The organism is Agromyces marinus (assembly GCF_021442325.1).
In the GTDB taxonomy this organism is placed as follows: domain Bacteria; phylum Actinomycetota; class Actinomycetes; order Actinomycetales; family Microbacteriaceae; genus Agromyces; species Agromyces marinus.
In genome coordinates, this window is record NZ_CP087879.1 from 1,129,931 (window position 1) to 1,151,392 (window position 21,462).

Sequence of the window (21,462 nt, forward strand, 5' to 3'; positions counted from 1 at the left end):
CGGCAGCCCGTATGCGCACTCCGGAATACGGGGCGTGGCCCGCACCGCGTGCCCGCGTGCGTCATCATGGGCGGGTGGAACGGATGCCGGGAGAGACGATCGAGCTGCCCGGGACGGGGGTGCGCGTCCTCGTCGTCGCGGGCGGACGCCGGGGGATCGGCGTCGATGCGGCGCTCCGCGCGCACGTCGCGCACGTCGCCGGGGTCCCGGCGGACGACGTCGAACTCGACCACGCGTGCCCACTGTGCGGCGTGCGACACGGCAGCCCCGCCGTGCGGTACCCGACGACGCCGTCGGGCGCGTCGTGGTTCGCGGATGCCGCGACGGGCGGCGGCGTGGTCGTCGCGGCGATCGATGCCCGGCACGCGCTCGGGGTGGGCGTCGAGGCGGTCGCACCCGAGCCCGACCCGGCGCTCGACGAGGCGGCGCTGCACCCGGAGGAGCGGGCGCGGCTCGACGGGCTCGACGTGACGGCGCGCGGGATGGTGCGCGCACAGCTGTGGGCGCGCAAGGCGGCGATGCTGCGGGCGATCGGGCACGTCTCGGTCGTCGAGCCGGCGCGGATCGCACTCACGATGCCGGGCGACGACGCCGGCGACGCACGCGTGGTCCGGGGCGCGCCCGAACTCGGCGACGGGTGGTCGCGGGTGCGGATCCGCGATGTCGCCGTGCCGGGCCGTGCCGCGGCATCCGTCGCGCTCGTGCCGCGCCCCTGATCGCTGGGCGCCGCCTATGGTGGTGCTGTGCGCAGCGTCATCATCCTCGGGTCCACGGGTTCCATCGGCACGCAGGCGCTCGACGTCATCAGGGCCAACCCGCGGCGCTTCGACGTCGTGGGCCTCGCCGTCGGTTCGAACCGTGCCGAGCTCGAGCGCCAGGCGGAGGAGTTCGGGGTCGAGCACACCGCGGTCGGCATCGACGAGGCCGTTCAGCTGGTGCGCAGCGTCGACGCCGACGTCGTCCTGAACGGCATCACCGGATCGGTGGGCCTCGGCCCGACGATCGCGACGCTCGAGCGCGGCATGACGCTCGCTCTGGCGAACAAGGAATCGCTCATCGTCGGCGGCGACCTCGTGACGCGGCTCGCCGAGCCCGGGCAGATCGTGCCCGTCGACTCGGAGCATTCGGCCATCGCGCAGGCGTTGCGATCGGGCACGCGCGACGAGGTGCGCCGACTCGTGCTGACCGCGTCCGGCGGGCCGTTCCGCGGGCGCCGTCGCGAGGAGCTCGTCGGCGTCACGCCCGCCGAGGCGCTCGCGCACCCGACGTGGGACATGGGCCTCGTCGTCACGACGAACTCGGCGACGCTCGTGAACAAGGGCCTCGAGGTCATCGAGGCGCACCTGCTGTTCGACGTCGACTACGACCGCATCGACGTCGTCGTGCACCCGCAGTCGATCGTGCACTCGATGGTCGAGTTCGTCGACGGGTCCACGATCGCGCAGGCGTCGCCGCCCGACATGCGCCTGCCGATCTCGCTCGGCCTGGACTGGCCGAAGCGGGTCGGTGCCGTCGGGCGCCCGCTCGACTGGACCACCGCGCAGCAGTGGAGCTTCGAACCGCTCGACGACGAGGCGTTCCCCGCCGTGCGGCTGGCCAAGCAGGTCGGCCGGGCCGGCGGGGAGTACCCGGCCGTGTTCAACGCGGCGAACGAGCAGGCGGTCGCGGCGTTCCACGCGGGCAGGATCGGGTTCACCGACATCGTCGAAACCGTGCGCGCCGTGGTCGATGCGCACGAGGCCCCCACGGGTGCGCTGAGCGTCGACTCGCTGGCCGAGGCCGAGCGCATCGCCCGGGCCGCGGCCGACCGGCGCATCGAGCACGCCGGGCGCGGCTGACGCCCGCGGCATCCGCTCACCGCTGCGGACAGCGCGCACCAAGCTGACGCCCCTACGATGACGGGGTGGAATCCGTGCTCGCGTTCGTCATCGGCGTCGCCATCATCTTCGTCGGCCTCGTCCTGTCGATCGGCCTGCACGAGATCGGGCACCTCGTTCCGGCGAAGCTGTTCGGGGTCAGGGTCACGCAGTACATGATCGGGTTCGGCCCGACGATCTGGTCGAGGCGGCGCGGTGAGACCGAGTACGGCCTCAAGGCGGTCCCGCTCGGCGGGTACATCGCGATGATCGGCATGTTCCCGCCCGGCAAGGGCGAGCAGGCGACCGAGGGCAGCACCGGCTTCTTCCGCACGCTCGTGCAGGACGCGCGCGAGTCGAGCCGGGAGTCGATCACGCCCGGCGACGAGCACCGCGCGTTCTACCGGCTGCCGGTGTGGAAGCGCATCATCGTCATGTTCGGCGGGCCGTTCATGAACCTCCTGCTCGCGATCGTGCTGTTCGGCGTGCTGCTCATGGGCTTCGGCATCGCTCAACCGTCGACCACGATCGGCAGCGTCTCGGAGTGCGTGCTGCCCGCGACGAGCGAGCGCCAGACGTGCGAGACGGGCGACCCGGCGGCGCCCGGGGCCGAGGCCGGGATCCAGCCCGGCGACACGCTCCTGGCGGTCGCGGGGACGCCGATCGATTCGTGGACCGAGTCGACCGCGATCATCCGCGAGCGCCCGGGGCAGCCCATCCCGGTCGTCGTCGAGCGCGACGGCGAGGAGGTCGAGCTGCAGGTCACGCCCATGCTCTCGGAGCGGTACGTGACCGACGAGCTCGGCCGCGTCGTCGAGGGCGAGGACGGCGAGCCCGCGACGATCGAGGTCGGCTTCGTCGGCATCGGACCGGCCTCCGAGACGGTGCGCCAGCCGGCCGGGGCCGTGCTGCCCATGGTGGGTGAGAACGTGCAGGCCGTCGCGGGCATCATCGTCAATCTCCCGCAGCGCATGACGGATGTCGCGAACGCCGCGTTCGGTCCGGAGGAACGCGATCCGAACGGGCCCATCTCGGTCGTCGGCGTCGGGCGCCTCGCGGGGGAGATCTCGAGCCTCGACGAGGTGCCGATCGCGTCGCGTGCTGCGGGCCTCGTCGGCATCCTCGCGTCGCTGAACGTGGCCCTGTTCGTCTTCAACCTCATCCCGCTGCTCCCGCTCGACGGCGGGCACATCGCGGGCGCGATCTGGGAGGCGATCCGGCGAGGCTGGGCGAAGCTGCGGAACCGCCCCGACCCGGGCCCGGTCGACCTCGCCAAGCTCATGCCGCTGACCTTCGCGATGGTCATCGTGCTCGGCGGTATGAGCGTGCTGCTCATCTACGCGGACCTCGTCAAGCCCGTCAGCATCCTCTGAGGCGGACGCGCCGGACGCGCCCGACGCCCGACCGCATCCTGCGGCCGGGCGTCGGTTCGTGCGTCGGTTCGTGCGTCAGCGCGAGAGCAGCAGCGCCTCGCCCTGGCCGCCGCCTCCGCACAGGGCGACGGCCGCCCTGCCGCCGCCGCGCCGCGAGAGCTCGAGGGCCGCGTGCAGGGCGAGTCGGGCGCCGGAGGCGCCGATGGGGTGGCCGAGCGCGATCGCCCCGCCGTGGACGTTGACCTTCTCGTGGTCGAGCTCGAGGTCTCGCATCGACTGGAGCGACACGGCCGCGAAGGCCTCGTTGATCTCGACGAGGTCGAGGTCGGCGGCGTTCCAGCCGTCGCGGTCGAGCGCTGCGGCGATCGCGTTCGAGGGCTGCGAGTGCAGCGAGTTGTCGGGGCCGGCGACCTGGCCGGATGCGCCGACGAGGGCGAGCCAGGGCAGCCCGCGCTCCTCGGCCCAGGTGCGGGAGGCGACGACGACGGCCGCGGCGCCGTCGGAGATGGGCGAGGAGTTGCCGGCGGTGATCGCGCCGCCCTCGGCGAAGGCCGGGCGGAGCTTTCCGAGGGTCTCGGCCGTGGAGTCGGGGCGGACGCCCTCGTCGGCCCCGACGATGACGGGGTCGCCCTTGCGCTGGGGGATCTCGACCGGCACGATCTCGTCGTCGAACAGCCCGTCGGCCTGGGCGGCCCCGGCGCGCACGTGGGATGCCGCGGCCACTTCGTCCTGCTCGGTTCGCCCGAGTCCGTACCGGGCGTTGAACCGTTCGGTGGACGCGCCCATCGACTCGTGGTCGAAGGCGTCGGTGAGGCCGTCGTGGGCGGTGACGTCGAGCATCTCGACGTTGCCGTAGAGCGTGCCCCTGCGCGAGCCGGGGAGCACGTGGGGAGCGTTGGTCATGGACTCCTGGCCGCCGGCGACGACGACCTCGGCCTCGCCGAGGCGGATGAGCCGGGCGGCGTCGGCGATCGCGACGAGGCCCGAGAGGCACACCTTGTTGATCGTGACCGCGGGGACGCGCCAGGGGATGCCGGCCGCGACGGCCGACTGCTTGGCGGGGTTCTGGCCGGCACCGGCCTGGAGCACCTGGCCCATGATGACGGCGTCGACGTCGTCGGGGGAGACCCCGGCCTTCTCGATCGCGCCGCGGATGGCGACCGTGCCGAGTTCGACGGCGGTGCGGCTGCCGAGGTTGCCGGCGATGCGGCCGAACGGGGTGCGGGCGCCGGCGATGATCACGACGTCGGGAACGCTCATGTCGGGTGGACTCCTTCGTCTCGAGGCTTGCGCATCGTGCGCGGTTGACTCTAGTGTACGTTCCTGAGACCTGAACCACCTGTCAGGTTTGACATCGTCGTCACCCAGAGAGGCTCACAGCATGCGAGTTGCACCGAAGTATCTCGCCCCGGCGTTCGTCGCCGTCGCGGCGCTGACCCTGGTCGGATGCGCTCCGACCACCACCGCGGGAGGCGACGCCGACACCGGCGATGCAGCCCCCGTCGCCATCGGCATGATCACGTCGCAGACCGGCCCCCTCGCCGCCTACGGCGAGGCCTACACCGCCGGGTTCGAAGCCGGCCTCGACTACGCCACGGACGGCACCGGCGCCGTCGACGGCCGCGAACTCGACATCACCTGGGCGGACGACCAGGGCAACCCCGACACCGCGGTCGCCAAGGCCAAGGACCTCATCGGCCAGGGCACCTCCGTGCTCGCGGGCACCGTCGTCTCGGGCATCGCGGTCTCGCTCGCCGAACAGGCCGAGCAGAACGAGATCCTCTACATCTCGGGCCCCGCCGCCGCCGACGCGATCACGGGTGTCAACGAGTACACCTTCCGCTCGGGCCGGCAGACCTACCAGGACGTCGCGACCGCGGGAACGTTCATCGGCGACCCCGAGGGCAAGAAGGTCGTCGTGTTCGCGCAGGACACCGCGTTCGGCCAGGGCAACCTCGCCGGCGTCGAAGCGGTGCTCGGCGGCCAGGGCGCCGAGGTGCAGGGCGTGCTCGTCGCAGAGGACGCGACCGAGTTCACCCCGTTCGCGCAGCAACTCCTCGACGCCGACGCCGACCTCGTCTTCGTCGCCTGGGCCGGGGCCTCCTCTGGCGCGATGTGGACCTCGCTGCAGCAGCAGGGCGTGTTCGACGCGGTCCCGGTCGTGACCGGGCTCGGAGACGTCGCGACCTACCAGGCCTACGGCGACGCCTCCTCGGAGATCTCGTTCCTCAACCACTACTTCGGCGGCGCGGCGGGCACCGACGTCGAAGCCGCGATGATCGAGCGGCTCGAGGAGGACGGCGCCGAGCCCGACCTCTTCTCGGTCGACGGGTTCGTGGCCGCGCAGATGATCGTGCAGGCCGTCCGCGAGGGCGGCGACGACGTCGCGGCCATGATCGAGGCACTCGAGGGATGGACGTTCGAGTCGGTCAAGGGCGAGATCACCGTCCGCGCCGAGGACCACGCGCTCATCCAGCCGATGTACCAGGTCAAACTCGTCGACGGCGCCGACGGCTGGGCGCCCGAACTCGTCGACACCGTCGACGCCGAGGACGTCGCCCCGCCGGTCGCCGGCTGATCCGATCCGCCCGATCCGCCCGATCCGACCCGACCCGACCGCGAACCGAAGGACGCTTCGACCATGACCGACCACCCGGCGCTCGAACTCGAGCACGTCTCGCTCAGCATCGGCGGCGCACACCTGCTCAGGGACGTGTCGCTCGCCGTGCCCGTGGGAGAGATGCTCGGCGTCATCGGCCCGAACGGGGCCGGCAAGACGACGCTGTTCAACGTCGTCTCCGGCATCCTGAAGCCGACCGAGGGGTCGGTTCGCCTCGCCGGCGCCGACGTGACCGCCCACCCCGTCCACCGGCGGGCGGCGGCCGGGCTCGGCCGCACGTTCCAGACCTCGAGCCTGTTCCCCGCACTCGACGTCCTGGAGAACGTGCGGCTGGCGGCTCAGGCGCGCGAGGGCCGCGCGGCATCCGTGTTCCGAACCCCCAGGCGCACGGATGCCGCCACCGGCCGAGCACTCGCCGCCCTCGAGGAGGTCGGCATGGCCCACCGGGCCGATGCCGGCGCCTCCGGGCTCAGCCACGGCGAGAAGCGCAAGGTCGAGATCGCGATGCTCATCGCGATGGAGCCACGCGTGATCCTCCTCGACGAGCCCATGGCGGGCGTCGGCTCGGCCGACGTCCCCGCGCTCACCGAGGTCATCCGCGGGCTCCACCGCGGCGGGCGCACCGTGCTCATGGTCGAGCACCACATGGACGTCGTCCTCGGCCTGGCCGACCGGGTCGCCGTCATGCACCACGGCGAACTGCTCGCCGCCGACTCCCCGGAGGCCGTCATGGCGAACCCCACCGTCCAGTCCGCCTACCTCGGGACCGCAGCATGACCCGCGAGCATCCGGCCGCAGAACCCATCCTGTCGGTCCGCGGCCTGCACGGCCGGATCGCGGGACAGCAGGTCGTCGAGGACGTCGCGTTCGACGTGCCCGCGACGGGCGTGACCGCCCTGCTCGGACGCAACGGCGTCGGCAAGACCTCGACGATCAGGTCGATCCTCGGCCTGATCGAACGCACCGGCGAGGTGCGCCTCGCGGGCGAGCGCATCGACCGGCTCCCGACCCACCGCATCGTCGGACGCGGCGTCGCCTACGTGCCCGAGGACCGCGAGGTCTTCGGAACGCTCACCGTCGAGGAGAACCTCCGGCTGGCCGAGCGCGACCGGATGCCGCGGCGCGAGCTCGTGGCATCCCTCTTCCCCGACCTGGTCGCCCGCCGCGGCCAGCGAGCGGGCACCCTCTCGGGCGGGCAGCAGCAGATGCTCTCGCTCGCCCGCGCCCTCGTCAACGAGAACCGGCTCCTGCTGGTCGACGAACCCACGAAGGGCCTCGCACCGCGCATCGTCGACGAGGTGGCCGATGCGCTCGCCGAGGCCGCGCGGACCGCACCGATCCTGCTCGTCGAGCAGAACCTCCACGTCGTGCGGCGACTGGCCGAACGCGTGGTCGTGCTCTCCTCGGGCCGCGTCGTGTTCACCGGCACGGCCGGTGAGCTCCTCGACGACCACGACCGCGTGCAGCGCTTCCTCGGCGTGCACGACGAACGGGAGGCCGCCTGATGGACACCCTGATCCTGCTGCTCGTCACGGGCCTCGGCCTCGGCGCGCTGTACTTCCTCGTCGCCAGCGGGCTCTCCCTCATCTACGGGCTCATGGGCGTGCTGAACTTCGCCCACGGCGCCTTCCTCACGATCGCGGCATTCCTCGGCTGGGAGGTCGGGCGTCGCATCTCCGACGGCACGTGGACGGGCCTGGTGATCTCCGCGGTCGTCGGCATCCTCGTCGGCGCGACCGTCGCCGTGCTCACCGAGGTGCTCATCATCCGACGCCTCTACGAGCGCCACATCGAGCAGGCGCTCGTCACGGTCGGCATCTCCCTCGCCGCGGTCGCCCTGTTCGAGGGCATCTGGGGCACCGACCCGATCTACACCGACCGGCCCGCCTGGCTCACCCAGACCACCGAGATCCTCGGCGCCCGCATCCCGAACGACCGGTTCCTGCTCATCGCGTGCGCCGCGCTCGTGCTCGGCGGCATCGTGCTCTTCCTCAGACGCACCAGGTACGGCCTCATCATCCGCGCGGGCGTCGAGAACCGGAACATGGTGACCGCGCTCGGCATCGACGTCCGCCGCTCGTTCACGCTCGTGTTCGCCATCGGCGGCGCCGCCGCCGGACTCGGCGGCGTGCTGGCATCCGTCTACTACGGGTACGTCTCGGCGCACCTCGGATCGATCCTGCTCATCTTCGCGTTCATCGTGACCGTCATCGGCGGCCTCGGCTCGCTCACGGGCGCCGCGATCGCGTCGGTGCTCGTGGCCGTACTGCAGCAGTTCGCGAACTTCTTCCTCGGCGGCACCGGCGACCTCGTCGTCGTCGTGCTCCTCGCCGCCGTGCTGCTCATCCGCCCGCGTGGACTCATGGGGAAGGCCGCATGACCAAGACCTCGCTCCGCCTGCTCGTCGGCGGCATCCTGCTCGTCATCGCCCTCGCGGTGCTGCCGCTGCTCGCCATCGACATCCCGGGCGTCCTGCCCGGCCCGACCTACACGCCGGGAACCCTGCAGCTGCTCGCCTTCGCCCTGCTCATCGCCGCGCTCGCGCTCACCTACCGCATGATGTTCGGCCTGGCCGGCCTGCTCTCGTTCGGCCACGCGCTGTTCTTCGCCGCGGGCGCGTACGGCCTGGCGATGACCCTGGAGGCGTTCGGCCCGGCCGAGTGGCCGAGCGCGCTCGTGTTCACGGTGTCGATCCTCGTCACGCTCGTGCTCGGCTTCGTGCTCGCGGCGACCGTCGGCGCGCTCGCCCTGCGCGTCACCGGGATCTCGTTCGCGATGGTCACCCTCGCGTTCGCCCAGGCCGGGTCGGTGCTCATCCGCCGCAACCCCGGCAGCGCGACCGGCGGCGAGGAGGGCCTGCCGCTGGACACGACCCACGTGCCCGGCGACCTCGTCGGCGTCGTCGACACCCGCAACCTCTACTGGGTCGCCCTCGGCATCCTCGTCGCGGTGTACCTCGTCGTGCTGTGGGTCGAGAAGAGCCGTGCCGGCCATGTCGCCGAGGCGGTCCGCGAGAACGAGCTCCGGGTGCGCGTCATCGGCATGCGCCCCTACAACGTCAAGCTCCTCGTGTTCATCGCCGCGAGCGTGCTCGCCTCGGTCGCGGGCATGGGCTACCTGCTGCTCCAGTCCGGAGCCGCGCCGCGCGTCGCGACCGCCGACTTCACGCTCACGCTGCTCGTCATCGTCGTCCTCGGCGGTGTGGGGGCGCGCTGGGGCGCGGTCGTCGGCGGTATCGTCTACACACTGCTCGACCAGCGGCTCACGGCGCTCGCCGGGTCGGACGCGATCGCCGCCCTGCCCGACGTGCTCCGGATCCCGCTGTCCGAGCCGCTGTTCATCCTGGGCACGCTGTTCGTGCTCGTGGTCCTGTTCCTCCCGGGGGGCATCGCGGGGCTCCCGGCACGCATCGCCACGGGCCGCAAGCAGCACCCGGTCGAGCCGGAGGGGGCCGTCGATGCCTGACGGGGCATGCACGCTGGGTCGCTGGACCGCCGATCGGGCGCGGACCGCGCCCGACGCGGTCGCGGTCGACGACCGGGGGGTCGCGCTGACCTACCGCGGGCTGGACGAGCGCGCCGCACGGCTCGCCGCGACGTTCCGCGAGGCGGGGTACGCGATCGGCGACCGCGTCGCGACGATCACGGGCAACAGCGCCGACCACGTCGTGCTGTTCTTCGCCTGCGCGAAGGCCGGACTCGTGCTCGTGCCGCTGTCGTGGCGGCTCTCGCCGCGTGAGCTCGCGGAGCAGCTCGAGATCGCCGACCCCGTGCTGCTGCTCGTCGAGGACGAGTTCGCCACGCTCGCGCGCGCCACGCTGGCCCGCGTCGCACGGCGCATCCCGGTCGCCGCGCTCGGCGCGCACGGCGTCGAGCAGCGCGTGCCGCACCCGGGCGCGCGTACCGAGACGCCCGAGACCCGCACCGAGGTCCGCGACGACGACGTGCTGCTCATCGTGTTCACGTCGGGCACGACGTCTCGCCCGAAGGGCGCGATGCTCACGCACGCGAACTGCTTCTGGACGAACCTGTCGCTGTCCAAGACCATCCAGATCGCCGAGCACGACGTCGTGCTGGCGGTCATGCCGCAGTTCCACGTCGGCGGATGGAACATCCAGCCGCTGCTGGCGTGGTGGTCCGGGGCCACGGTCGTGCTCGAGCGCACGTTCGATCCGGGCCGGGTGCTCCGGCTGGTGGCGGAGCGCCGGATCACGACGATGATGGGCGTGCCCGCGAACTACCTCTTCCTCGCCCAGCACCCTGACTTCGCGCACACCGACCTCTCGAGCCTCGGGCACGCGGTCGTCGGCGGCGCCCCGATGCCGCCCGCGCTGCTGCGCACCTGGCACGCGCGCGGCGTCGCGCTCACGCAGGGCTACGGGCTCACCGAGGCCTCGCCCAACGTGCTGTGCCTGCCCGACCGCGAGGCACGGGAGCGCGTCGGCTCGGCGGGCGTCGCATACGCGCACGTCGACGTGCGCGTCGCCGACCCGGCGACGGGCGAGCTGCTCGCCGGCGCGGCGGAGGGCGAGCTCCTCGTCGCCGGCCCGGGGGTGTTCCCCGGCTACTTCCGCGACCCCGAGGCGACCGCGGCGGCGCTGCGGGACGGCTGGCTGCACACGGGCGACCTCGTCCGGCGCGACGCCGACGGCCACTTCACGATCGTCGACCGGCTCTCCGACGTGTACATCTCGGGCGGCGAGGGCGTCTCGCCGGCCGAGGTCGAGTCCGTGCTGATCGCCCACCCGGCCGTCGCCGACGTCGCGGTCGTGGGCGTGCCCGACGAGCGCTGGGGCGAGGCCGGCTCGGCCTGGGTGGTCCTGCGGCCGGGCGCGATCACGGATGCCGCCGAGCTGGCCGAGTTCGCCCGCGGCTCGCTCGCGGGCTACAAGGTGCCGCGCGACATCCGCTTCATCGACGAGATCCCGCGCTCGACCGCGGCCAAGACCCTGCGCCGCGTGCTCGCCGAACGGGCCGCACGGCTGCGCGAGGCCGAACGCGAGGCCGGGTCCGCATCGACGACGGAGGTGGACGCATGAGCGCGGCACCGCGCACCGCGCGCGGCGAGAAGACGCGCAGGAGGCTCCTCGAGGCCGCCGAGCACGTGTTCGCCGAGCACGGGTACACCGAGGCATCCGTCTCGCGCATAACCGAGCGCGCGGGCGTCGGGCAGGGAACGTTCTACCTGTACTTCGACTCGAAGCTCGACGTGTTCGACGAACTCGTCGAGGACCTGAACCAGCGCGTGCGCCACGCCATGAGCGAGGGTGCGCGCGGCGCGAGCACGAGGCTCGAGGCCGAGCGCGCCGGCTTCGCGGGGTTCTTCCGGTTCACCGCCGAGCACCCCGCCCTGTACCGGGTCGTGCGCGAGGCCGAGTTCGTCTCGCCGGGCGCGCTCCGGATGCACTACACGCGCATCGTCGAGGGCTACATCGACGGGCTCCGGCAGGCGCAGGATGACGGCGAGATCACCGACATCGACCCGACGGTGGCCGCCTGGGCTCTCATGGGCATCGGCGAGATGATCGGCATGCGCTGGGTGCTGTGGGGCACCGGCGGCGACGGCGCGGGCGGCGACGCCGACCCGACCGCTTCGGGCACCTCCGCCGTCCCGGATCACGTGTTCGACGAGATGATGCGATTCATCGGCGGCGCCCTCGGGCGCGGCCGTGGCGAAGGGGAGGGCGGTTCATGACTTCACTGGCAGGCCGGCGCGCGATCGTCACCGGCGGTGCGAGCGGCATCGGGCTCGCGTGCGCCGAGGCGCTCGCCGGCGCGGGGGCGCACGTGGTCATCGCGGACCTGAACGGAGCCGCCGCCGCCGAGGCGGCCGACCGCGTCGGCGGCGAGGCGTGGCGGGTCGACCTCGGCGAGACCGCCGCGCTCGCGGAGCTCTCGCTCGAGGCCGACATCCTCGTCAACAACGCCGGGCTCCAGCACGTGCGCCCCATCGAGGAGTTCGAGCCCGAACGCTTCTCGCTGCTGCTCCGCGTCATGCTCGAGGCGCCGTTCCTGCTCATCCGGGCGGCGCTGCCCGGCATGTACGAGCGCGGCTGGGGTCGGGTGATCAACGTCTCGAGCGTGCACGGCCTGCGTGCCTCGCCGTACAAGTCGGCGTACGTCGCGGCCAAGCACGGGCTCGAAGGCCTCTCGAAGGTCACGGCGCTCGAGGGCGGCGCGCACGGCGTGACCTCGAACTGCGTCAACCCGGGCTACGTGCGCACCCCGCTCGTCGAGCAGCAGGTCGCCGACCAGGCGAGGGTGCACGGCATCCCCGAGGCCGATGTCGTCGAGAAGGTCATGCTCACCGAGTCGGCGATCAAGCGGCTGGTCGAGCCGGCGGAGGTCGCGAGCCTCGTGCGCTGGCTCGCGAGCGAGGACGCCCGCATGGTGACCGGCGCGAGCTACACGATGGACGGCGGATGGAGCGCCCGATGATCGGACCCGAGGCGATCGGACCCGAGGCGTTCAGCGCACCCGTCCGCGGCGGCGCCCTCGCGGGCGGCCAGTGGCGAGCGGATGCCACGGGCACCCCGATCCTCGCCGTGCACGGCATCACCGCGAGCCACCGGGCCTGGCATCACGTCGCCGGTGCGCTTCGCGGGCGCCGCATCGTCGCGCCCGACCTGCGGGGCCGTGGTCGCTCGGCCGATCTGCCGGGACCGTGGTCGCTCGTGGACCATGCCGAGGACCAGGTCCGCGTACTCGACGCGCTCGGCATCGACCGGGCCTTCGTCATCGGCCATTCGATGGGCGCGTTCGTCGCCGTGCGCCTCGCCGCGGCGCGTCCCGACCGCGTCGCGGGCGTCGTGCTCGTCGACGGCGGCCTGCCGATCCCGCACCCCGAGGGGCTCGCGCCCGACGAGGTCGCCTCGGCCGTGCTCGGGCCGGCGATCGCGCGGCTCGAGATGCGCTTCCCGACCGAGGACGCGTACGCGGACTTCTGGAGGGCGCACCCGGGCATCGGCCCCGCGTGGGACGAGCGCGTCGCCGACTACGTCGCCTACGACCTCGTGGGCGGCGCGCCCGAGCTGCGCAGTTCGTCGGTCGCGGCCGCCGTCGCGCAGAACGTGCTCGAACTGGACGGCAGCGGCGGCTACGCCGAGGCCCTCGCGAGCCTGCCCGGGCCCGTGGACTTCCTCCGCGCCGAGCGCGGGCTGCTCGATCAGCCCGAAGCCCTGTACCCTGCCGAACGGGTGACGGCGTGCGCACGACGGACGCCGGCGCTCCGCGTCACCGAGGTCGCGGGGCTCAACCACTACACGGTCGTGATGACGGATGCCGGGGCGGCCCGGGTCGCCGCGGTCGCAGCACCGCGACTGGTCGAGGCGGATGCCGCGGCATCCGCTCACGGCCGACTGATGGAGCGCATCGGCGCCGTTGACGAGGAGGTCACACGATGACACTGGACAAGACGTTCCCATCGGCCGCGGAGGCGGTCGCCGACATCCCCGACGGAGCGTCGCTCGCGGTCGGCGGGTTCGGGCTGTGCGGCATCCCCATGGTGCTGATCCAGGCGCTGCTCGAGCGCCGCGTCGGCGGCCTGTCGGTCGTCTCGAACAACTGCGGCGTGGACGACTGGGGGCTCGGGGTGCTCCTGGCCGAGGGCCTGATCCGCAAGATGACCTCGTCGTACGTCGGCGAGAACAAGGAGTTCGAGCGGCAGTACCTCTCGGGCGAGCTCGAGCTCGAGCTGACCCCGCAGGGCACGCTCGCCGAGAAGCTGCGCGCGGGCGGCGCGGGCATCGCGGCGTTCTTCACGCAGACCGGCGTGGGCACGCAGGTCGCCGAGGGCGGCCTGCCGCGCAGGTACGCGACCGACGGCTCGATCGCCGTCGCGTCGGAGCCCAAGCCCGTGCAGACGTTCACGATGCGCGGGCAGGAGCACGAGTTCGTGCTCGAGGAGGCCATCACGACCGACTTCGCGCTCGTGCACGCGCTGAAGGGCGACCGGCACGGCAACCTCGTCTTCGACAAGTCGGCCCGCAACTTCTCGCCGCTGTGCGCGATGGCCGGGCGCGTCTGCATCGCCGAGGTGGAGGAGCTCGTCGAGCCGGGCGAGCTCGACCCGGACGCCGTGCACCTGCCCGGCATCTTCGTCGACCGCGTCGTCGAGGTCGGTCGCGACGTCGAGAAGCGGATCGAGCGGCGTACCGTGCGCCAGGCCACCGAGACGACGGAGGGGAACTGAGATGGCGCTCACCAGGCTGGAGATGGCCGCGCGCGCGGCGAAGGAGCTGACGGACGGCTCGTACGTGAACCTCGGCATCGGACTGCCGACGCTGGTTCCGAACTACGTGCCCGACGGCGTCACGGTCGTGCTGCAGTCCGAGAACGGCATCCTCGGCGTCGGGCCGTACCCGACCGAGGACGCGGTCGACCCCGACCTGATCAACGCGGGCAAGGAGACCGTGACGGTGCTCCCGGGTGCGGCGTACTTCGACTCGGCCACGAGCTTCGGCATGATCCGCGGCGGCAAGGTCGACGCGGCGATCCTCGGCGCGATGCAGGTCTCCGCCGCCGGAGACCTGGCGAACTGGATGATCCCCGGGAAGATGGTCAAGGGCCCCGGCGGCGCGATGGACCTCGTGCACGGCGCGAGGCGCCGCATCGTGCTCATGGAGCACGTCGCGAGGGACGGCTCGCCGAAGATCGTGAACGAGTGTTCGCTGCCGCTGACCGGTCGCGGGGTCGTGGACCGCATCATCACCGACCTCGCCGTGATCGACGTCACCGCCGACGGGCTGAAGCTCGTCGAACTCGCGCCCGGCGTGAGCGTCGACGAGGTCGTCGCCGCGACCGAGCCGCCGCTGGACACCACCGCGCTCGGCTGAAAGGAACCCCCATGGTCGACACCATCCTCCCCGGCATCGCCGTCCACCGCGTCGAGACCGCGCGTCTGACCGCGCAGGTGCTCGAACGCCCCGCCGCCGAGCCCGGGCCACCGGATGCCACGGTGCTGTTCGTGCACGGCAACGTGTCGTCCTCGTTGTTCTGGCAGCCCACGATGCTCACCCTCCCGCCCGGCGTCCGCGCCCTCGCGGTCGACCTGCGCGGATTCGGCGGCAGCGACGTGCTCCCGGTCGACGCGGCCCGCGGCCTCGGCGACTTCGCCGAGGACGTGGCATCCGTCGCCGACGCCCTCGGGCTCGACCGCCCGCACGTGGTCGGGTGGAGCATGGGCGGCGGCGTCGTCATGCAGGCACTCGTCGAGCAGCGGATGCCGGCGGCATCCGTCACGCTCGTCAATCCGGTCTCGCCATACGGTTTCGGCGCGACGGATGCCTCGGGGAAGCTGCTCACGCCCGACGCTGCCGGCTCGGGCGGCGGGGGAGCGAACCCCGACTTCATCGCCCGACTCCGTGACGGAGATCGCACCGCCGACGCGCCGTCATCGCCGCGATCGGTGTACCTCGGCACGTACGTGACGCCCGGCTTCAGCTCGGAGCACGACGACATCTGGGTCGAGGCGATGCTCACGACCGCGCTCGGCGAGGCCAACTACCCGGGCGATTCGACGACGTCGGAGAACTGGCCGGGCTTCGCGCCGGGCCACAGCGGCGTGCTCAACACCATGGCGCCCACGCAGTTCGACGTCAGCGGCATCGTCGACCTCGACGTCAAGCCGCCGATCCTGTGGATCCGGGGGGCGAACGACGTCATCGTCTCGGACACGTCGCTCTTCGACCTCAACCACCTCGGCGCGCTCGGCGTGATTCCCGGTTGGCCGGGGGAGGACGTCGCACCGGCGCAGCCGATGGTCGCGCAGACCCGCGCGGTCCTCGAGGCCTATGCCGAGCGGGGCGGTGCGTACCGCGAGGCGGTGTTCGAGGCGAGCGGGCACTCGCCGCTCCTCGAGGAGCCCGAGCGATTCGTCGCCGAGCTCGTCGCGCAGGTCATCGGGGAGGCCCCGACCGCTGCCTGAGCCAATCGTTCGATGGAGGCCCCGCGCAGCGGCCCGGCCGTAGACTCGAACACGTGCCTGCAGTGAATCTCGGAATGCCCAAGGTCCCCGAAGTCCTCGCGCCCCGGCGCAAGACGCGGCAGATCAAGGTGGGCAAGGTGCTCGTCGGCGGCGACGCCCCGGTGAGCGTGCAGTCGATGACGACGACGCCCACGCCGAACATCAACGCGACCCTGCAGCAGATCGCCGAACTCACCGCGTCGGGCTGCGACATCGTGCGCGTCGCCGTGCCGAGCCGCGACGACGCCGAGGCGCTGCCGATCATCGCGAAGAAGAGCCAGATCCCGGTCATCGCCGACATCCACTTCCAGCCGAACTACGTCTACGCCGCGATCGACGCCGGCTGCGCCGCGGTGCGCGTGAACCCGGGCAACATCCGCAAGTTCGACGACCAGGTCGGCGAGATCGCACGCCGGGCGAAGGAGGCGGACGTCTCGATCCGCATCGGTGTCAACGCGGGCTCCCTCGACCCCCGCCTGCTCGAGAAGTACGGCAAGGCCACGCCCGAGGCGCTCGTCGAGTCGGCCGTGTGGGAGGCGAGCCTGTTCGAGGAGCACGACTTCCACGACTTCAAGATCTCGGTCAAGCACAACGACCCGATCGTCATGGTGAAGGCGTACCGCATGCTCGCCGAACGCGGCGACTGGCCGCTGCACCTCGGCGTGACCGAGGCCGGCCCGGCGTTCCAGGGCACGATCAAGTCGGCGACCGCGTTCGGCATCCTGCTCTCAGAGGGCATCGGCGACACCATCCGCGTCTCGCTCTCCGCGCCGCCCGTCGAAGAGGTGAAGGTCGGACTGCAGATCCTGCAGTCGCTGAACCTCCGCGAGCGCAAGCTCGAGATCGTCTCGTGCCCGTCGTGCGGCCGCGCGCAGGTCGACGTGTACAAGCTCGCCAACGACGTCACCGACGGGCTCGAGGGCATGAGCGTGCCCCTGCGCGTCGCCGTCATGGGCTGCGTCGTCAACGGTCCCGGCGAAGCGCGCGAGGCCGACCTCGGCGTGGCATCCGGCAACGGCAAGGGCCAGATCTTCGTCAAGGGCGAGGTCATCAAGACCGTGCCCGAGTCCGAGATCGTCGAGACCCTCATCGCCGAGGCGAACCGCATCGCCGGCGAGATGGGTGCCGACGCGCCGGTCGGCACGCCCACGATCGTCACGCCGTAGGGAGCGCCCGGGCATTCCCGTACCCCCAGTTCGGGGCTGACCCGTATCCGAGCAATCCTTCGCTTCGTTAGCGTAGGGCTGCGCGCCGGGGGACGCGTCCCACTCGGTTCATGCGCGTATCGAGCGCCGTCGAGGACGGCCCGACGAACGGAGTGCACGGATGTCCATCGAGAACCCGCACCGGCCGCGATCCCGGCTCGGACTGGGCGCAGCCGCCCTCGCGACGACCCTCGCGTTGTCGTTCGCCCCGCTCGTCGCCTACGCCGACGAGTCGTCGACCCCGGACGAGGCGGCCTCGGTCGCAGCGACCGAGATGGGGGACACGGTACCCGCCGAGCCCGAGGCCATCGAAGCGGATGCCGCCCCGGCGGCCGAAGCCCCCGAAGCCCCCGAAGGCGCCGACCCGGCTGCACCCGCGGAACCCGCCGAGCCCGTCGAGGTCGTCGTGGCCGACGACGACGCCACCGTCGACGAGACGCTCGCCGAGGACGTCGAGGAGCCGCTCGTGACGCTCTTCAGCGCGGAGCCCGCCGCCGAATCCGCCGCGGTCGAGTCCGCAGCCGTCGAGGCTGCGGCCGTTCCGGCACCGGGCGACCCGTGCTACCCCGCCGTGTGCATCACGAACGGCACGATCCTGCTCGCGGTGAATCCCACGGGCGAGCTCAACACCAACGACGCGACGGGGTCGCCCGCGGGGCCGGGCGATGCGGGCCTCGCCTACCTGCCCACGGGCAGCGACTCGACCTCGCCCGGCTGCCTCTGCGAGGGCTGGGGCGTCGGCGACCCGGCATCCGGAGTCTGGGGCGGTGCGAACCTCGCCTCGGAGGGCCAGGGCGGGACGAACCTGCAACTCGAATCGTTCGTCTACACCGGATCGACGGCGAAGTCCGTCGTGGTCGTCGTGGACGACGCGGATGCACCGGTGTTCCGCGTGACGCACGAGTACGTCCCGTCATCGGCGACGCCGAACCTCTACCAGGTCAACGTGACCATCGAGAACCTCTCGGGCGCGCCCATCGCGACGGTGCAGTATCGCCGCGTCATGGACTGGGACATCGAGCCGACCGCGTTCAGCGAGTTCGTCACGATCGACCGCGGAAGCGCGAGCGCGCTGTTCTACACGAGCGATGACGGCTTCGCGAGCCCCAACCCGCTCTCCGGCCCCGCGTCGATCCTGTTCGAGGGCGAAGCGGTCGACTCCGGGCCGGACGACCACGGTGCCCTGTTCGACTTCAGGTTCGGACCGCTCGGCGTCGGCGGAAGCCTCGGCTTCGTGATCTTCTACGGTGCGGCCGCGACCGAGGCCGAGGCGATCGCCGCGCTCGCCGCGGTCGGTGCCGAGGCGTACTCGTTCGGCCAGACCGAGACCGATCCGAAGGGCGGAACGCCGAACACGTTCATCTTCGCCTTCGGCAAGGTCGGCGGCGCGCCGATCTTCAGCCCGCCCGGCGGCCCCGGCGGACCCGGCGAGCCCGAGCCGAAGCCCGGCTCCGCACCCGCATCCGACGGCGGCGCGACTCCGGTCATGGCCGTGAGCGACACCGGATCGATGGGATCAGCGCTCGCCGAGACGGGCACCGACTCCCAGCCCGTGCTGTGGATCGCGCTCTGGGTGATGCTCGCAGGCGCAGCAGCAGTCGTCGTCGCGCGGATCGCCGGCCGGCGCGAGGACGCTCGAAGGGAGTGATCGACGAGCAGGCCGGTGGCGGGGTCGACCCGCCACCGGCCCGCCGTGCGGCGGGCACCGTCGCGACCGGCGGACCCGCGGCATCCGCCCCTGCATAGAATCGTCGGGTGCCCACACGCCTGACGAACTTCTTCCTCCGCACGCTCCGCGAAGACCCCGCCGACGCCGAGGTCGCGAGCCACAAGCTGCTCGTGCGCGCCGGCTACATCCGGCGCCAGGCGCCGGGGGTGTTCGCCTGGCTGCCGCTCGGTCTGCGCGTGAAGGCGAAGATCGAGCGCGTCGTCCGCGAGGAGATGGAGGCCGCGGGTGCGCACGAGGTGCACTTCCCGGCGCTGCTGCCGCGCGAGCCCTACGAGCAGACCGGCCGCTGGACCGAGTACGGCGACGCGCTGTTCCGGCTCAAGGACCGCAAGGATGCCGACTACCTGCTCGCGCCCACGCACGAGGAGGTCTTCACCCTGCTCGTGAAGGACCTGTACTCCTCGTACAAGGAGCTGCCGCTCACGATCTACCAGATCCAGGACAAGTACCGCGACGAGGCCCGGCCCCGCGCCGGCCTCCTGCGCGGCCGCGAGTTCACCATGAAGGACGCCTACTCGTTCGACGTCAGCGACGCCGGCCTCGACGCCAGCTACCAGGCGCAGCGCGACGCCTACGAGCGCATCTTCGCGCGGCTCGGCCTCGAGTACGTCATCGTCCAAGCGGATGCCGGCGCCATGGGCGGCTCCAAGAGCGAGGAGTTCCTGCACCCGACCCCCGTCGGCGAGGACACGTTCGTGCGCTCGGCCGGGGGCTACGCGGCGAACGTCGAGGCGTACACGACCGCGGTGCCCGAGCCGATCCCGTTCGACGGGCTGCCCGAAGCCGAAGTGCTCGACTCGCCGAACACGCCGACGATCGCGACCCTCGTCGACCTCGCGAACCTCGAGTACCCGCGGCCCGACGGCCGTGACTGGACCGCGGCCGACACCCTGAAGAACGTCGTGCTCGCGCTCACGCACCCCGATCACACGCGCGAGGTCGTCGTCATCGGCGTGCCCGGCGACCGCGAGGTCGACGCCAAGCGCGTCGAGGTCGCCTTCGCCCCCGCCGAGGTCGAGGCCGCCACCGAAGCGGACTTCGCGAAGCACCCCGGTCTCGTCAAGGGCTACATCGGGCCGTGGTCGCCGGGCGGCGCCGTGCTCGGGGCCGAGTCGGCCACCGGCATCCGCTACCTCGTCGACCCGCGCGTCGTCGACGGGACCGAGTGGATCACCGGCGCCAACCTCGACGAGAAGCACGTCTTCGGCCTCGTCGCCGGCCGCGACTTCGTCGCGGACGGCACCATCGAGGCGGCGAACGTGCGCGAGGGCGACCCCGCGCCCGACGGGTCGGGCCCGGTCGAACTCGCCCGGGGCATGGAGATCGGGCACGTCTTCCAGCTCGGCCGCAAGTACGCCGAGGCGCTCGGGCTCAAGGTGCTCGACGAGAACGGCAAGCTCGCGACCGTGACGATGGGCTCCTACGGCATCGGCGTGACCCGCATCCTCGCGATCATCGCCGAACTCAACAACGACGACAAGGGCCTCGTCTGGCCCGCCTCGGTCGCGCCGTTCGACGTGCACGTGCTCGCGACCGGCAAGGACCAGGCGGCGTTCGACGCAGCTGAGACCGTCGTCGCCGACCTCGAGGCGGCCGGTCTCGACGTGCTCTTCGACGACCGCCCCAAGCTCTCGCCCGGCGTGAAGTTCGCCGACGCCGAGCTCATCGGCGTGCCGAAGATCGTGATCGCCGGCCGCGGCGTCGCCGACGGGCTCGTCGAGGTCTGGGACCGTTCGACCGGAGAACGCGCGAGCGTGCCGATCGACGGCGTGCGCGCGGCGCTCGCCGGCTGACCGGGGCGCTCGCCGGGAGGCTGCGGCGCCCGCTCGCTCCTCACAGGCGCGCGTAGCGCGCACGGGCCACGCAGAACAGCCCGTAGACGATGAGGCCGCCGCCGACGATCCAGAGCACCAACGTGCCGAACGGCAGTTCGGCGAGGCTCCGCAATGCCCCGTCGAGCCCGCCGGCCCGTTCCGGGTCGTGGGTGAGCGAGGCGACGACGAAGAGCACGCCGACCACGCCGATCGCCACGCCCTTGGCGACGTAGCCGACGACGCCCAGCGCGAGGATGCCCGTGCGGGCGACGCCGCCGGGCAGGTCGAGGTACTCCTCGAAACGGCGGAGCGCACCGCGGTACACGAAGGCGATCCCGACGCCGATCACGACGAGCCCGAGCAGCACGAGGACGAGCACGCCGCCCGGCGCGGCGAGCAGCCGTGAGCTCAGGGTCTGCGCCGACTCCGAGGAGTCGGACCTGCCGCCCATGGCGTAGACCAGTGCGGTGGCGCCGATCGAGACGTACGCGATCGCCGTGCCGACGTACTTGGCGCGATGGGCCCACTTCGTCTTCGCGTCCGGGTCGCGCTCGAGGAACGCTTCGGTGACCTGCCAGATCGCGAGCGCGAACAGCCCGAGCGCGATGATCCAGAGGAGCACGACGCCGAACGGCAGGCGCGCCAGCTGGCTCATCGCGCCGCCCTGATCGGCGTCTGCGCCGCCGCCGGCGCCCTGCGCGACGGTGATGGCGATGCTGCCGATGACCACGTGGACGACCCCGAGCACGACGTAGCCGAGCCGCGCGGCCACGCGGAAGGAACTCGAACGCTGCGCGGCACCCGCCGCAGACCTTCCCGAGTCGCTCGCCATGCGTTCAGCGTAGCGACGGCGCACGCGAGCCGGCAGGCTTCCCGGATCGGATGGCCCACGTTCACCCGTC

20 protein-coding genes and 1 pseudogene are annotated in these 21,462 nt (G+C 72.2%); 19 read left to right on the plus strand and 2 right to left on the minus strand.

Annotated elements, in window-relative coordinates:
- The first annotated feature begins 74 nt into the window (after nt 1-74).
- The 3 genes from DSM26151_RS05290 to DSM26151_RS05300 all read left to right on the plus strand — a co-directional run bounded on the left by DSM26151_RS05290 (nt 75) and on the right by DSM26151_RS05300 (nt 3,229).
- Entirely contained in the window at nt 75-716 is a 642-nt protein-coding gene (locus tag DSM26151_RS05290; protein WP_234661371.1) for a 4'-phosphopantetheinyl transferase family protein, read from the plus strand.
- 27 nt (nt 717-743) lie between these two features.
- Nucleotides 744-1,838, plus strand: a complete 1,095-nt coding sequence (gene dxr, locus DSM26151_RS05295; protein ID WP_234661372.1) for a 1-deoxy-D-xylulose-5-phosphate reductoisomerase — start codon at nt 744-746, stop codon at nt 1,836-1,838.
- A 65-nt stretch (nt 1,839-1,903) separates the two neighbouring features.
- Nucleotides 1,904-3,229: a M50 family metallopeptidase gene (locus DSM26151_RS05300; protein WP_234661373.1), complete on the plus strand. Its 1,326-nt coding sequence runs from the start codon at nt 1,904-1,906 to the stop codon at nt 3,227-3,229.
- Nucleotides 3,230-3,304: 75 nt separating this feature from the next.
- On the opposite strand, the gene DSM26151_RS05305 is transcribed toward DSM26151_RS05300, so the two are convergent.
- Entirely contained in the window at nt 3,305-4,489 is a 1,185-nt protein-coding gene (locus DSM26151_RS05305; protein WP_234661374.1) for an acetyl-CoA C-acetyltransferase, read from the minus strand.
- Between the two features lie 121 nt (nt 4,490-4,610).
- Here DSM26151_RS05305 and DSM26151_RS05310 point away from each other — a divergent pair, with 121 nt between their 5' ends.
- The 16 genes and pseudogenes from DSM26151_RS05310 (at nt 4,611) to DSM26151_RS05380 (ending at nt 20,539) form a co-directional block, all read left to right on the plus strand.
- Nucleotides 4,611-5,807: a substrate-binding domain-containing protein gene (locus DSM26151_RS05310; RefSeq protein ID WP_234661375.1), complete on the plus strand. Its 1,197-nt coding sequence runs from the start codon at nt 4,611-4,613 to the stop codon at nt 5,805-5,807.
- Between the two features lie 138 nt (nt 5,808-5,945).
- A pseudogene (locus tag DSM26151_RS15175) lies at nt 5,946-6,344 on the plus strand (ATP-binding cassette domain-containing protein); the annotation flags it as partial.
- Nucleotides 6,345-6,578: 234 nt separating this feature from the next.
- Nucleotides 6,579-6,626: a hypothetical protein gene (locus DSM26151_RS15180; protein ID WP_407651031.1), complete on the plus strand. Its 48-nt coding sequence runs from the start codon at nt 6,579-6,581 to the stop codon at nt 6,624-6,626.
- Nucleotides 6,623-7,354 (plus strand): ABC transporter ATP-binding protein, encoded by a 732-nt coding sequence (locus DSM26151_RS05320; protein ID WP_234661377.1) that lies wholly within the window; start codon nt 6,623-6,625, stop codon nt 7,352-7,354. Before DSM26151_RS15180 ends, DSM26151_RS05320 begins: the two co-directional genes overlap by 4 nt.
- Nucleotides 7,354-8,229, plus strand: coding sequence for a branched-chain amino acid ABC transporter permease (locus DSM26151_RS05325; protein ID WP_234661378.1), 876 nt, complete (start codon nt 7,354-7,356; stop codon nt 8,227-8,229). The genes DSM26151_RS05320 and DSM26151_RS05325 overlap by 1 nt, the downstream gene beginning before the upstream one ends.
- Nucleotides 8,226-9,314, plus strand: a complete 1,089-nt coding sequence (locus tag DSM26151_RS05330) for a branched-chain amino acid ABC transporter permease (protein ID WP_234661379.1) — start codon at nt 8,226-8,228, stop codon at nt 9,312-9,314. Before DSM26151_RS05325 ends, DSM26151_RS05330 begins: the two co-directional genes overlap by 4 nt.
- On the plus strand, nt 9,307-10,887 hold the full coding sequence (locus DSM26151_RS05335; protein ID WP_234661380.1) for a class I adenylate-forming enzyme family protein: 1,581 nt from the start codon (nt 9,307-9,309) through the stop codon (nt 10,885-10,887). Before DSM26151_RS05330 ends, DSM26151_RS05335 begins: the two co-directional genes overlap by 8 nt.
- Nucleotides 10,884-11,543, plus strand: coding sequence for a TetR/AcrR family transcriptional regulator (locus DSM26151_RS05340; protein ID WP_234661381.1), 660 nt, complete (start codon nt 10,884-10,886; stop codon nt 11,541-11,543). Before DSM26151_RS05335 ends, DSM26151_RS05340 begins: the two co-directional genes overlap by 4 nt.
- Nucleotides 11,540-12,286, plus strand: a complete 747-nt coding sequence (locus DSM26151_RS05345; protein ID WP_234661382.1) for a 3-hydroxybutyrate dehydrogenase — start codon at nt 11,540-11,542, stop codon at nt 12,284-12,286. The genes DSM26151_RS05340 and DSM26151_RS05345 overlap by 4 nt, the downstream gene beginning before the upstream one ends.
- Nucleotides 12,283-13,251, plus strand: a complete 969-nt coding sequence (locus tag DSM26151_RS05350; RefSeq protein ID WP_234661383.1) for an alpha/beta fold hydrolase — start codon at nt 12,283-12,285, stop codon at nt 13,249-13,251. Before DSM26151_RS05345 ends, DSM26151_RS05350 begins: the two co-directional genes overlap by 4 nt.
- The gene (locus DSM26151_RS05355) at nt 13,248-14,039 is read left to right on the plus strand and encodes a CoA transferase subunit A (RefSeq protein WP_234661384.1); all 792 of its coding nucleotides are present in this window, start codon (nt 13,248-13,250) and stop codon (nt 14,037-14,039) included. The genes DSM26151_RS05350 and DSM26151_RS05355 overlap by 4 nt, the downstream gene beginning before the upstream one ends.
- Nucleotide 14,040: 1 nt before the next feature.
- The gene (locus DSM26151_RS05360; protein WP_234661385.1) at nt 14,041-14,682 is read left to right on the plus strand and encodes a CoA transferase subunit B; all 642 of its coding nucleotides are present in this window, start codon (nt 14,041-14,043) and stop codon (nt 14,680-14,682) included.
- 11 nt (nt 14,683-14,693) lie between these two features.
- A complete protein-coding gene (locus DSM26151_RS05365) occupies nt 14,694-15,773 on the plus strand; it encodes an alpha/beta hydrolase (RefSeq protein ID WP_234661386.1) in 1,080 nt (359 codons plus the stop codon).
- Nucleotides 15,774-15,847: 74 nt separating this feature from the next.
- Nucleotides 15,848-16,978 (plus strand): flavodoxin-dependent (E)-4-hydroxy-3-methylbut-2-enyl-diphosphate synthase, encoded by a 1,131-nt coding sequence (gene ispG, locus DSM26151_RS05370; protein WP_234661804.1) that lies wholly within the window; start codon nt 15,848-15,850, stop codon nt 16,976-16,978.
- A gap of 160 nt (nt 16,979-17,138) precedes the next feature.
- A complete protein-coding gene (locus DSM26151_RS05375) occupies nt 17,139-18,665 on the plus strand; it encodes a hypothetical protein (protein ID WP_234661387.1) in 1,527 nt (508 codons plus the stop codon).
- 107 nt (nt 18,666-18,772) lie between these two features.
- Nucleotides 18,773-20,539: a proline--tRNA ligase gene (locus tag DSM26151_RS05380; RefSeq protein ID WP_234661388.1), complete on the plus strand. Its 1,767-nt coding sequence runs from the start codon at nt 18,773-18,775 to the stop codon at nt 20,537-20,539.
- A 40-nt stretch (nt 20,540-20,579) separates the two neighbouring features.
- Here the strand turns inward: DSM26151_RS05380 and DSM26151_RS05385 are convergent, their stop codons facing one another.
- Nucleotides 20,580-21,392: a DUF1206 domain-containing protein gene (locus DSM26151_RS05385; protein ID WP_234661389.1), complete on the minus strand. Its 813-nt coding sequence runs from the start codon at nt 21,390-21,392 to the stop codon at nt 20,580-20,582.
- Between the last annotated feature and the right edge of the window lie 70 nt (nt 21,393-21,462).